The 13,594-nt window shown below is 39.8% G+C and carries 11 protein-coding genes and 1 pseudogene; 11 read left to right on the top strand and 1 reads right to left on the bottom strand.

Going from position 1 to position 13,594, the window contains the following annotated elements:
* Positions 1–20 precede the first annotated feature (20 nt).
* From priA to AC1PU0_RS00765, 9 genes and pseudogenes are all read left to right on the top strand, one after another.
* The gene (gene priA, locus AC1PU0_RS00725; RefSeq protein ID WP_206848377.1) at positions 21–2,453 is read left to right on the top strand and encodes a primosomal protein N'; all 2,433 of its coding nucleotides are present in this window, start codon (positions 21–23) and stop codon (positions 2,451–2,453) included.
* Between the two features lie 32 nt (positions 2,454–2,485).
* A pseudogene (gene def / locus AC1PU0_RS00730) lies at positions 2,486–2,981 on the top strand (peptide deformylase).
* Positions 2,974–3,915, top strand: coding sequence for a methionyl-tRNA formyltransferase (gene fmt / locus AC1PU0_RS00735; RefSeq protein ID WP_206848379.1), 942 nt, complete (start codon positions 2,974–2,976; stop codon positions 3,913–3,915). Before def ends, fmt begins: the two are co-directional and overlap by 8 nt.
* 5 nt (positions 3,916–3,920) lie before the next feature.
* A complete protein-coding gene (gene rsmB / locus AC1PU0_RS00740; RefSeq protein ID WP_069653287.1) occupies positions 3,921–5,285 on the top strand; it encodes a 16S rRNA (cytosine(967)-C(5))-methyltransferase RsmB in 1,365 nt (454 codons plus the stop codon).
* Positions 5,286–5,300: 15 nt separating this feature from the next.
* On the top strand, positions 5,301–6,050 hold the full coding sequence (locus AC1PU0_RS00745) for a Stp1/IreP family PP2C-type Ser/Thr phosphatase (protein ID WP_069653288.1): 750 nt from the start codon (positions 5,301–5,303) through the stop codon (positions 6,048–6,050).
* Entirely contained in the window at positions 6,047–8,230 is a 2,184-nt protein-coding gene (pknB, locus tag AC1PU0_RS00750) for a Stk1 family PASTA domain-containing Ser/Thr kinase (protein WP_206848381.1), read from the top strand. The genes AC1PU0_RS00745 and pknB overlap by 4 nt, the downstream gene beginning before the upstream one ends.
* 130 nt (positions 8,231–8,360) lie before the next feature.
* On the top strand, positions 8,361–9,260 hold the full coding sequence (rsgA, locus tag AC1PU0_RS00755; protein ID WP_206848384.1) for a ribosome small subunit-dependent GTPase A: 900 nt from the start codon (positions 8,361–8,363) through the stop codon (positions 9,258–9,260).
* A 176-nt stretch (positions 9,261–9,436) separates the two neighbouring features.
* The gene (rpe, locus tag AC1PU0_RS00760) at positions 9,437–10,087 is read left to right on the top strand and encodes a ribulose-phosphate 3-epimerase (RefSeq protein ID WP_069653291.1); all 651 of its coding nucleotides are present in this window, start codon (positions 9,437–9,439) and stop codon (positions 10,085–10,087) included.
* Positions 10,087–10,731 carry a thiamine diphosphokinase gene (locus AC1PU0_RS00765; RefSeq protein ID WP_206848385.1) on the top strand — a complete coding sequence of 215 codons (645 nt, stop codon included), beginning with the start codon at positions 10,087–10,089 and terminating at the stop codon, positions 10,729–10,731. The genes rpe and AC1PU0_RS00765 overlap by 1 nt, the downstream gene beginning before the upstream one ends.
* A gap of 44 nt (positions 10,732–10,775) precedes the next feature.
* Here AC1PU0_RS00765 and rpmB read toward each other — a convergent pair whose 3' ends face one another.
* Positions 10,776–10,964 (bottom strand): 50S ribosomal protein L28, encoded by a 189-nt coding sequence (rpmB, locus tag AC1PU0_RS00770; protein WP_010761898.1) that lies wholly within the window; start codon positions 10,962–10,964, stop codon positions 10,776–10,778.
* A gap of 266 nt (positions 10,965–11,230) precedes the next feature.
* On the opposite strand from rpmB, the gene AC1PU0_RS00775 reads away from it, so the two are divergent.
* A complete protein-coding gene (locus AC1PU0_RS00775) occupies positions 11,231–11,593 on the top strand; it encodes an Asp23/Gls24 family envelope stress response protein (protein ID WP_010761897.1) in 363 nt (120 codons plus the stop codon).
* A 227-nt stretch (positions 11,594–11,820) separates the two neighbouring features.
* Positions 11,821–13,494 carry a DAK2 domain-containing protein gene (locus AC1PU0_RS00780; protein WP_206848386.1) on the top strand — a complete coding sequence of 558 codons (1,674 nt, stop codon included), beginning with the start codon at positions 11,821–11,823 and terminating at the stop codon, positions 13,492–13,494.
* Positions 13,495–13,594 lie beyond the last annotated feature (100 nt).

Consider the following 13,594-nt stretch of genomic DNA (forward strand, 5'->3'; position numbering starts at 1 on the left):
TACAGAATGGAGGAATGTTTATGAGAAAAGCGGCGCAAGTGATTGTTGATGTCCCAACGATGCAGACAGACCAACCCTTTACTTATTTGATTCCTTTTAATTTAGAAGAACAATTAACAGTCGGCATGCGGGTGGAAGTTCCTTTCGGGAATGGAAATCGGCATCTTCAAGGCTTTGTTTTAGCGATAGAGGATGTTTCTGAAGAAGTGATAACAGCTCAAAAGTTTGAATGGAAGGAAATTCTTTCTGTTTTAGATTTAAAACCAGTTCTCAATACTGAATTGTTGGAGTTGGCAGATTACATGAAAGAAAAAACATTTGCGTTTAAAATCACTTGCCTACAAACTATGTTGCCTAGCGTAATGCGTGCAGATTATAGCAAATACATATATTTAACAGATGAATTAGAGGAAGCACTACAAGAGGAATTGTTTTATGGATTAAACGAAATCGCTTGGGAAGATGCGTTGACTCGAAATATTTTACCGCAATTAATGCAACTGAGAAAACAGCAAAAAGTCGATATCCGTTACGAAGTGAATACCCGAAATCGAGTGAAAATGATCCGTTATATTCAAGCATTGAAAGACTTTGAGCAATTGGAAGAGGCTCGTCTGGAGCTTAGAAAAGGTTCACAAAAAAAAGAACTGCTAATCAATTATTTGCAGCAATTAGGGTTAGAAAAAATGACCACGGTCAAAGAGATGAAAGAACTAGGATTTAGTACCGCGGTGTTAAATGATGGGGCGAATAGACAGTGGTTAACGTTCGTGGAAGCGGAAGCCTATCGTGATCCATTTGCGGATCATACCTTTGAAAAAACGACAGCGCTAGCCTTAAACAATGAGCAGCAAAACGCGGTAGAAAAAATTCTAAGCTCCATGAATCAAAGGATAAGCAAAACATATTTACTGGAAGGAATCACTGGTAGTGGAAAAACCGAAGTATACCTTCAAGTAATCGCTGAAGTTTTAAATCAAGGGAAAACGGCCATGATGCTAGTACCGGAAATTTCGTTGACGCCGCAGATGGTTCATCGTTTTAAAAGCCGGTTTGGAGAGCAAGTAGCGGTGATGCATAGCGCTTTGTCACAAGGGGAGAAATACGATGAGTGGCGTAAAATCGAACGGGGTGAAGCACAAGTCGTAGTGGGCGTCCGTTCTGCTATTTTTGCTCCTTTAGAAAATCTTGGTGTTGTAATTATCGATGAAGAGCACGAAGCAAGTTACAAACAGGAAGAAACACCGCGTTATCATGCACGGGATTTGGCAATCTGGCGTGGGGCTTACCATCATTGTCCAGTGGTTTTAGGGAGTGCGACCCCTTCATTAGAGACCAGAGCACGGGCACAAAAAAAGGTGTATGAACGACTAGTATTATCGAAAAGAGCCAATCAAACTGCAACATTACCAACAATTGATGTGGTAGACATGCGTGAAGAAATTCAAAATAAAAACACCTCCTCTTTTTCGGTAGCACTTCAAGAAAAAATTCAAGATCGTTTGGCTAAGAAGGAACAAAGTGTTCTGTTATTGAATCGTAGAGGTTATTCCTCTTTTGTAATGTGCCGAGATTGCGGGTATGTTTTACCTTGTCCAAACTGTGATATCTCATTGACGCTTCATATGGATACGAAAACGATGAAATGCCATTATTGCGGCCATGAAGAACGGATTCCTTATCATTGCCCGAACTGTAGCGGAGATAAAATCCGTTATTATGGAACTGGGACACAAAAGGTGGAAGAAGAGCTAAAAGCTTTGTTTCCTGACAGTCGTGTTTTGCGAATGGATGTGGATACAACAAGGCGAAAGGGAGCTCATGAGAAAATTTTGACAGCTTTCGGTAATCATGAAGCAGATATTCTGCTAGGAACACAAATGATCGCGAAAGGGCTGGATTTTCCCAATGTAACGCTAGTTGGTGTTTTAAATGCGGATACGGCACTTAATTTACCAGATTTCCGTTCAAGTGAACGAACGTTTCAGTTATTAACTCAGGTCAGCGGAAGAGCAGGAAGAGCAGAAAAACCTGGAGAAGTCATCATTCAATCGTTTAATCCAGAACATTATGCGATCCAATTAGCCAAAGCACAGGATTATGAAGACTTTTACCAAAAAGAAATGTACGTCCGGCATCGTGGAGACTACCCGCCATTTTTCTTTACGGTACAAATCACAGCGAGCCATCCAGAAGAAAATCAAGCGGCTAAGCAGATGTTTGAAATCGTCAAAGAGCTAAAAGAAGGATTATCTGATCAAAGTATTTTACTTGGGCCAACACCGAACGCCATCATGCGGGTCAATAATCGTTACTTTTATCAAGTAATCATTAAATATAAAAACGAACCTAATTTACAAAATATCTTGAAAAAAATACTGACCGACACTCAAAGAGCAACAGCACATGGGTTGAAATTATCGATTGATGCTGAGCCGATGAATTTTATATGAGCGATTCAACTTTATAAAAGAAAGGAAACTTTATGCGCTATCCTATAGTAATACACCCTAATGAACGTCTGAAACAAAAAGCAAAACCAGTAACGATGATCACAGATGAAACGATCACTCTTTTAGAAGACATGTACGAAACGATGATTGCTCACGATGGAATTGGTCTCACAGACCCCTCAAATCGGTAAAAATCTTCAGCTTGCAGTTGTAGAAGTGGATGAAGAAACAGGTTTATTTGAATTGATCAATCCCGAAATCATTGAGCGCAAAGGCAGTGACATTGATGTGGAAGGTTGTTTAAGCATCCCAGAAACGTATGGCACAGTCGAACGAGCAGATGAAGTAACAGTTCGCTATTTTGATCGTGAAGGAGACGAAATCGAAGTAACAGCGTATGGCTATCTTGCCAGAGCGTTTCAACATGAAATCGATCATCTAAATGGTGAACTATTTATTGATAAAATCATTGACCCAATCAAACCGGAAGAGTTAGAGGCATATATGGAGGAACATTTAGATGACTAAATTAATTTTTATGGGAACGCCGGCATTTTCAGTGCCGATTTTAGAAGGACTGATCGAAAATGGTTATGACATCCAAGCCGTTGTCACTCAGCCAGATCGCCCAGTTGGACGAAAAAAAGTAATCACACCAACACCTGTGAAAGAAGCGGCCCTAAAACATAACTTACTTGTATTACAACCAGAAAAAATCTCAGGTTCACCTGAAATGGAAAAAATCATCGAACTTGCACCAGATCTAATTGTGACAGCCGCTTTCGGTCAATTTTTACCAGAAAAGATTTTAAATGCACCTAAATTTGGCGCTATCAATGTTCATGCGTCACTATTACCGAAATACCGCGGAGGCGCCCCTGTTCATTATTCGATCATTGAAGGAGAAAAAGAAACAGGTGTCACAATCATGGAAATGGTGAAGAAAATGGACGCGGGAGATATTCTTTCCCAAAAAGCAATCCCAATCACTAAAGCAGATGATGTAGGGACGATGTTTGATCGACTAAGTGTCGTTGGGAAAGAGTTGCTGCTAGAGACTTTACCTAAACTGTTAGCAAATGACATCACGCCAATTCCGCAAGATGAGAGTCAAGTAACCTTTTCTCCGAATATTACAAGAGAACAAGAGCGTATTGATTGGAATAAAACAGCAGAACAAATCGACAATCAAGTCCGTGGCATGCGCCCATGGCCAACGGCGTTTACAATATACAACGAAATCAACTGGAAGCTATGGGAAGTCACACCTTTAGAAGAAACAACAGAGGCTGCACCTGGCACAATCATCAAGCGCAGTAAAAAAGAATTATGGATTGCCTGCGGAGAAGGAACGGTTCTTTCTATCAATACGATTCAGCCGTCTGGTAAAGGAAAGCTATTCATTCAAGATTTCTTAAATGGCGTCGGTAAAACAGTTGCAGAATCAGATAAGGTGGGCTAATCAATATGGGGAAAAAAATACCAGCAAGAGTAAAGAGTTCTGTTCGCTATGTAGCGCTAAGAACGATTGAGCGTGTGGATAACGGTGGTGCTTATTCAAATTTATTATTAAATGAAATGATCAACAAATCTGCTTTAGGAGAAAAAGACAGCCGTTTATTCACGGAGCTTGTCTATGGTACGATCAGTCGTAAGTTATTACTTGAGTATTATTTGACACCATTTATTACCAACCCTAAAAAAGTAGACAGCTGGGTAAAAAACTTACTTAGTTTGTCGATTTATCAGTTAGTATTTTTAGATAAAATTCCTGATCATGCCATCATTAATGAAGCAGTAGAAATTGGAAAACATAGAGGAAATGTTGGGATTGGTAAATTTGTTAACGGTGTGCTTCGTGCCTTTCAACGTGAAGGGGCTCCAAGTTTAGAGACTATCAAAGATCCAGTCGAACGTTTGTCAGTTGAAATCAGTATGCCAGTATGGCTGACGGAAAAGCTGATCAAACAAATGGGCATGGATGAAACGAGAAAATTAGGCTTATCACTTTTTGAAAAAAGTCATGTCAGTGGCCGTGTCGATACTCGTGAAATCAGTATTTCTGATGCGTTGGAAGAAGTACAAAAAGATCACATTGAAGCCTCTGCCAGTCAAGTTTCACCGTATGGTGTGGTTGCAGATAAAGGGTTTCTTGCAGGAAATTATTTGTTTGATGCGGGTAAGCTGACGATTCAAGACGAGAGCTCTATGCTAGTTGCGCCAGCAATGCAAATCGAAAAAAATCATGTCGTTTTAGATGCCTGCGCCGCACCAGGTGGGAAAACAACTCATATTGCAACGTTTCTTGATGCTTCACAAGGTGGCCGTGTGAAGTCTTTGGATATTCATGACCATAAAATCAAATTGATCAAACAAAATGCAGAACGTCTACACGTGAAGGATGTTGTGGATACTGAAAAATTAGATGCACGCAAAGTAGGAGAAGAATTCCCTGCTGAATACTTTGATCGAATCTTAGTGGATGCACCTTGTTCAGGTTTGGGGTTGATGCGTCGTAAACCAGACATTAAATACAATAAATCAGCACAAGATTTCGAACAACTGCCTAAAATTCAATTAGAAATTCTAGAAAGTGTTGCCCAAACATTGAAACAATACGGTATAATGGTCTATAGCACATGTACGATTGCCGAAGAAGAGAATCAGGAAGTAGTTGCAGCATTTTTAGAGAAGCATCCAGAATTTAAAAGAATCGATGTAAGTGTTAGCGAGGCAGTTCAGCCTTCTATCCAGGAGCAAATGCTCACATTATACCCACATCAATTAGGGACGGATGGATTCTTTATCTGCTGTATGCAGAAAGTTTGTTAAACGAGGTGAAGCATAGTGGAAATCAATTTTCAAACAGATGTCGGACGAAAACGAAATACCAACCAGGATTATGCTGGTCTATTTGAGAACCAGACAGGAGTTTCTTTAGCTATCTTAGCGGATGGAATGGGTGGTCATCAGGCAGGGGATGTTGCAAGCCAGATGGCGGTCAATAATCTTGGGGAGCGTTGGCAAGAAAGTCTTATTGATACACCGGAAAAGGCAGCGCAATGGCTAATCAAAGAAATCCAAGACGAAAATACAATGATATACGAAAAAGGTCAATCTCGACCTGAATATGTAGGAATGGGGACGACTATTGTTAGCGCAGTGTTGTTGGACCAGTCATTTGTATTGGCTAATATTGGTGATAGTCGAGCTTATTTGGTTCGCAATAATCAATTACGCCAACTGACAGAAGATCATTCCTTGGTTAATGAGTTAGTTAAATCTGGAGAAATCACACGTGAAATGGCTGCAAATCATCCAAGAAAAAATGTTTTAACACGTTCATTAGGGATGCCTAGAATGGTAGAAGTGGATGTAGCGAATCATCTCTGGGTGCCGGATGACTATATTTTACTATGCTCAGACGGATTAACAAATATGGTGTCAGAAGAAGATATTTTGACTATTTTACTTTCAGAAAAACCATTAAATGAAAAAGTTGAAACATTGATTACGACAGCCAATGAAGCAGGGGGCGCAGATAATATAACTGTCCTCGTGATCCATTTTGATGAACAGAAGGAGGAAGACCAATGATCGAGATCGGCAGAAAATTGAATGGTCGATATCATATTATTGGCAATATCGGTAGCGGTGGAATGGCCAATGTCTTTTTAGCGCATGACTTGATTTTGGATCGTGACGTAGCCGTCAAAGTCCTTCGTTTTGACTTCCAAAATGATCAAGCAGCTATTCGACGGTTTCAAAGAGAAGCCTTAGCTGCGACTGAATTGGTTCATCCCAATATCGTTAGTGTTTATGATGTAGGTGAAGAAGATGGGTTGCAGTACTTAGTGATGGAGTATGTTAAAGGAATGGATCTAAAACGGTTTATCCAGACCCAATACCCCATTCCATATGCAAAAATCGTTGATATCATGGAACAAATTTTATCAGCTGTTTCACTCGCTCACGAACATAGAATCATTCATAGAGATTTAAAACCACAAAATATTTTGATGGATGAAAGCGGCGTTGTAAAAATCACCGATTTTGGGATTGCCATTGCGTTAACGGAAACCTCAATCACGCAAACCAATACCATGTTAGGATCTGTTCACTATTTATCTCCAGAACAAGCTCGCGGTAGTATGGCGACTAATCAGTCTGATGTTTATGCGGTGGGGATTATTTTATACGAAATGCTGACAGGCAATGTACCATTTGATGGTGAATCAGCTGTTACAATTGCGTTGAAGCATTTTCAAGAAGAGATGCCTTCCGTTAAAATGTTTGACCCTAATATTCCGCAATCATTGGAAAATGTGGTTTTACATGCAACAGCCAAAGACCCAGCTGACCGCTATAAAACGGCCGAAGAAATGTCGCGTGATTTATATACTGTATTAGCTGCAAACCGTTGGAATGAGCCCAAGTGGCAACCAACGGGTTTGATGGGCGAGACCAAAATTTTAACGCCAATCACTGATGACATGGCGATGCCGTCTTCCTTCAATTCGATGGAAACACCATCAGAAGAACAAAATGAACCAGAAGAAACCGACCCGCAAGTAGAGGTGAAAAAGAAGACAAAGAAACCTTTAATCTTTCTGATCATTTTATTAGTTTTAGGTTTGATTATCGGTGGCGGTGTCTTTTTAGCTGGACAAGGTAGTGGCGAAGTCAAGATTCCTAATGTAGAAGATAAGACGGAGTCTGAGGCACGTAAGATGTTAGAAGATGCTGGACTGAAAGTTAAAGAGACGACGAAAGAAATTCCAGATGACTCAATCGCTGAAGGAAAAGTCGTTAAAACAGACCCGGCTATAGATTCTACAGTGAAAAAAAATCGTGAAATTGAACTTTATATAAGCTCTGGGAACAAGAAAATCAAGCTTGATGATTATGTTGGAGAAGACTATAAAGATGCTATCGAAGCATTAGGTAAATTAGGTTTCAAAGAGAGTCAAATCAAAATTACAAAGGAAACAGATTCTAAAGTAGACGAAGACAAAGTCATCAGTCAGACACCAGAACAAGGTGAAGAAGTCGATCCGAAAACAGATGAAATCACATTAATTGTTAGTGAAGGACCGGAAGATATCTATTTAGCTGATTACGCAAGTTTAGGCTACAGCTACAATAATGCGGTGACTGAGTTGTTGAGTTACGGAATCAAAGAAAATCAGATTACTCGAGTGGATAAACCAAGTGATACAGTAGCAAAAGACTTAGTGATGGCTCAAAATCCAGCTGCAGGGAATCCGTTTAATCCTAAAAAGGGGAAAATTACCTTAACCGTAAGTTCTGGACCAGATAAAACAACAACGTCTAGTTCTGAATCAAGTACAGTTGTTTTAGGTAGTTATGCAGAAAATTATACGTACGATAATGCAGTAAATGCGTTGATTAATTTAGGGATAAAAGAGAACCAAATCTCAAGGGTAGACGAAGCTAGCGATTTGCCTAAAGGGACTGTTATTTCACAAGATCCAGGTGCAGGTGCAACATTTGATCTTAAAAATGGTAAAATTACGCTAAAAGTTAGCACAGGACCAAGTAATGTGAGTGTTCCAAATTTAATAGGACTTTCTTCAGCTGAGGCTAAGGCTCAAATTGAAGGTGCTGGCTTGAAGTATGTAGAAGGCTCTGGGGATACGTCAAAAGGAAAAGTAACCAGTATTTCACCAAGTGTTGGTGATAGTGTTGCAAAAGGGACGTCTGTTACTGTCAATTTCTCAACTACAAATGACCCAACCAATGATGGGGCTAATTAAATAAGTACCATAAAGTGATTAAGATAAACAACGTCTTAATCACTTTTTTTATGTGAAAAAGCGATTTATCTAGCCCTGCGTTTAGCTTTTCTTCAACCTATGGTAAAATGGAACCAATAGAAACGAGGAGGTGGCATTTCTGAAAGGTCAAATCAGAAAAGCATTAAGTGGGTTTTACTACATTTATGCAGATGGTGCAACATTTCAAACGAGAGCCCGAGGGAATTTTCGCAATCGAAAAATCACCCCGTTGGTTGGCGACGAAGTCATGTTTGAGAGCGATAACCCAACCGATGGCTATTTGCTTGAAGTTTTTCCAAGACATAACGAATTGGTGCGCCCACCTGTGGCGAATGTAGATCAAGGAGTCATCGTTATGAGCATGATCGAACCTAATTTTTCGTACAATCTAATGGATCGCTTTTTAGTCACATTAGAAGACAAAAAAATCGCCCCAATCATTTATTTAACAAAAGTCGATTTGCTAGCTGGAACAGAATCAGTGAGTGTAGCAGAGGTCAAAAAAGTTTATGAAGAAATCGGTTATCCTGTGATTGCTGCAACAAAGGCCAATGATGAAGAAGCAGTTCGGACTTTGGAGCAGTTTTTCCCTGAACGCTTGACTGTTTTTATGGGGCAATCAGGTGCAGGGAAATCCACTTTATTAAATAAAATTTCTCCTGACTTACAACTAGCGACGGATGAAATTTCTGAATCATTAGGTCGAGGAAAGCATACGACCCGACACGTGGAACTTTTACCGCTATATGATGGCTTAGTTGCAGATACACCAGGATTTAGTTCCATTGACTTTTTAGAAATGGAAACAACAGAGTTACCAAAACAATTTCCCGAATTTGTAGAAGCCTCATCGTTATGCAAGTTTCGGGAGTGTATGCACCGAAAAGAACCAGCTTGTGAAGTGAAAAAACGTGTAGAAGCAGGAACGATTGCTCAGACACGTTATGATAATTATCTGCAATTTTTATTAGAAATAGAAGATCGCCGACCAATTTATAAGAAAAAATAGCGAAGAAAGAACCTATAAAACTAAAGGAGTGCCTCTATTCTAGGAAGCGAAAGCTGACATAGAAATAGCGGACAACGGACCTAAAAAAATTAAAGGAGTGCCTCTATTCTAGGAAGCGAAAGCTGACATAGAAATAGCGGACAACGGACCTAAAAAAAATTAAAGGAGTGGCTTTAATGAAACTAGCACCATCGATTTTAAGTGCCGATTTTGCCAATTTAGAAAGAGATATTCAACTAGTAGAAAAATTAGGAGCAGACTATATTCATGTGGACGTGATGGATGGTCAATTTGTCCCTAACATTACTTTGGGACCTAACGTGGTTTCAGCGATTCGACCAGTGACTAAGTTACCATTGGATGTTCACTTGATGATTGTTCAGCCAGAAAATTACATTGAAGCATTTGCGAAAGCTGGAGCAGATATTATTACTGTTCATGCAGAATCAACGACACATATCCATCGTGCTATCCAAATGATCAATGCATCAGGAGTGAAGTCGGGTGTTGTGATCAATCCGGGGACCCCTTTGTCTGCGATCGAATATGTACTGGATTTAGTTGATCAAGTTTTGATTATGACAGTGAACCCAGGATTTGGAGGACAATCATTCATAGAAAGTTCTTTGAACAAAATCGCTCAGTTAAAAGAGTGGAAAGAAACAAAAGGCTATACTTATGATATTGAAGTGGACGGTGGCATTGTTCCAGAAACTGCGAAACGTTGTAAAGAAGCGGGTGCAAATGTGTTTGTAGCAGGTTCATATATCTATGATTCAGAAAGTCCTAAAGATCGGATCGATGCGCTGAGAGCTGTGTTGGATTAATGAAAATTCTTCTTGTGGCAGGCGGTTCGCCAAAGGAGTGGCCGCAGTTTGACTCGGTAGATTTTGATTATTTTGTGGGAATCGATCGAGGCAGCTTATACATTTTGGAACAGGGCTGGTCATTAGATTTGGCAGTGGGAGATTTTGACTCTTTAACGAATGATGAACAGCAGAGCGTTCGAAAACAAGCGAAAGAACTAGTTCAAGCACAAGCAGAAAAAGATGATACAGATACACAACTAGCTTTGGCGCTTGCAATCAAAAAATTCCCAGAGGCACAAATCATGATTATCGGCGCAACAGGTGGTCGTTTGGATCACTTTTTAGCCAACTTGTGGTTGCCATTTGAACCACGTTTTCAAGCGTTTGCCCATCAAATAAAAGTAAAAGATCATCAAAATAGTATCGCGTATTATCTTCCAGGAGAATATGTGATAAAAAAAGAAACAAAGATGGATTATTTAGCTTACTGTTGTTTAACACCGGTCAAAAACCTGACGTTAACAGATAGTAAATATACACTAGATCATGTGAATGTTGCGATTCCTACTTCTTACGCAAGTAATGAATTTATAGGAGAAACGGCTGGGTTTTCATTTGATACAGGAATGATTGCTGTGATTCAAAGTCGCGATGATAAATAAAAAAAGCTGAACGGCATGCCGTTCAGCTTTTTGATGACGTTCTATTAAACACGCTCGATTTTACCAGATTTCAAAGCACGAGTTGACACCCAAACTTTTTTAGGTTTACCGTCTATTAATACACGAACTTTTTGCAAGTTAGGTTTAACAGTACGTTTAGTAGCGTTCATTGCATGTGAGCGGTTATTGCCGCTGCTTGTCTTACGACCAGTAAAGTAACATACTTTTGCCATTTTTAGTTTCCTCCTTTGCTTTGATCTCGGAGCGATGATTTTCAGCTCATACTAACTTAATTTATCATAGAAAACATTTTTTTGCAAGGGGGTTTTCAAATCAGTTTGACATTTCCCCTGAAACGATGTAAATTATACAATTATTGGCAAATTAGATGAGACGCTCTATAATTATCTAGATAAGTTCCTTTTCATTGAGGTACGGCTATGTTAAAATATTATAGAAGAAAATAGGGCAACTGTGCTCTTTAAGGAGGCTTTCATCAATGGCTGTAAAAATCAAAACACCAGCAGGCACCATTGAGATTACCAATGAGGTTATTGCCACTGTAGTTGGCGGTGCTGCGACAGATATCTACGGAATCGTCGGTATGGCTAGTAAAAACCAAATCAAAGATAATTTAAATGGCATTTTGCGCAAAGAAAATTATTCTAAAGGCGTGGTCGTGCGACAAGAAGAAAATGGCGTTGCGGTCGACGTATATACAATCGTAAGTTATGGAACAAAAATTTCAGAAGTATCTCGTAATGTACAAGAAAAAGTAAAATACAACCTTGAAACACTATTAGGTGTGACTGCTAATTCAGTCAACGTATTTGTGCAAGGTGTTCGTGTGTTGCCTGACTAGGTAGCCAGCTGTTAGCAATGATTTAGCGATTTACTTTTTTGAAGTTTGGCTGGACGTGATTGTTCCACTTTTTATTGATCTAGCTCCACGAACCAGACCTCTCAACAAATAGATAAAATGCCGAAAAGACAAAAAGCATCTTTCCTGCATTTTCCTAATTTGTTCGAGGGCTAAGCGGTTCGTTTCGCTTTTCTATGCAACAGGAATCTCAAAGGAGGATTTTTTAGGTGAATGTAACAGAAATCAGTGCAAGTCAGTTCCAAGAGATGGTTCAGGCTGGTGCGAGTCGTTTGCATGTGAATGCAGAGTATGTCAACTCATTGAACGTTTTCCCTGTGCCAGATGGCGATACAGGAACAAATATGAACTTATCTATGACGAGTGGAGCGAAGGCTGTAGCCGATTCTCGCTCTGAAAAAGTCGGAGAACTAACAACAATTCTGTCAAAAGGATTATTGATGGGTGCTAGAGGGAACTCTGGTGTTATCTTATCACAATTATTCCGTGGCTTTTCTAAACAAATTCCGGATGTTGAAACGTTGAACGCAAAAGATTTAGCAGCAGCGTTTACGCACGGTGTGGAGACTGCTTATAAAGCAGTGATGAAACCTGTAGAAGGTACAATTCTGACTGTTTCTCGTGAAGCTGCCCGTTCTGGTGAACGCAAAGCAAAAGAAACCGACGACTGTATCGAAGTAATGCAGGCCGTTGTGAAAGGTGCAAAACGGGCGTTGGCTAAAACACCTGATCTTTTACCAGTATTAAAAGAAGTCGGTGTAGTCGATAGTGGTGGCCAAGGCTTATTATTTATCTATGAAGGATTTTTAGAAGCATTGTCAGGTGAATTTTTAGCAACAGAAGTGTATGAGCCAAGTCCTGGTGAAATGGACGAGATGGTCAATGCTGAACATCACCGTGGCGTTAGCGGACATGTTGCGACTGAAGACATCAAGTTCGGTTACTGTACAGAAATCATGGTTCAAATCGGTGAAGGTCCAACTGTGGACAGTGATTTCGATTATGAAACATTTAGAAACTACTTAAACGAATTGGGTGATTCGTTACTTGTCGTAAACGACGATGAAATCATCAAGGTTCATGTGCATACTGAACATCCAGGTGAAGTGATGAATTATGGTCAAAAATTCGGTTCATTAGTGAAAATCAAAGTAGATAACATGCGTTTACAGCATGAAACGTTAGTTGAGCATGACGCCCAAGTGGCAGTTGTTCAAAAAGCACGCGTTCCTTACGCAGTGATTGCAATAGCAGCAGGAGAAGGTGTTCAAGACTTATTCCGTAGTCTTGGTGCAAGCTATATCATTAGTGGCGGTCAAACAATGAATCCTAGTACTGAAGATATCTTGAAAGCTGTTAAAGAAGTAAACGCTGACCAAGTGATTATCTTGCCTAACAACAAAAACATATTCATGGCAGCTGATCAAGCGGCAGAAGTAGCAGATATTCCAGTAGCGGTCGTGCCAACAAAAACAATCTCTCAGGGAATGACAGCGATGCTTGCATTCAATGACCAACAAACACTTGAAGAAAATAATGCAACAATGACAGAAATGATCGAAAGTGTTGTTAGCGGGCAGGTAACAACAGCTGTACGTGACACAACGATTGATAATGTAGAAATTAAGAAAGATGACTATCTAGGGATGATCGACGGCAAAATCGTAGTATCTGAACCAGATATGTTTAAAGCATCATTGGACACATTGAAACGCATGATCGATGAAGACACAGAAATCGTAACAATCATTGTCGGTGAAGGTGGTACAATGAAAGAAGCTGAAAAATTTGTAGAAGCGTTGACTGCTGAATATGAAGAGATAGAAACAGAACTTCATGAGGGCGGACAACCGGTTTATCCATACCTGTTTTCAGCGGAATAATAAATGACTTATTGAAGAGCCTGGGACATAACTAAAAAGGTTATGTTTCAGGCTCTTAGTACCCGAATAAACGGTGGGCGCAGAAGCAACTCCTTCGGAA

The sequence above is a fragment of the Enterococcus sp. XAF26B05_ASV22 genome (genome assembly GCF_056727285.1).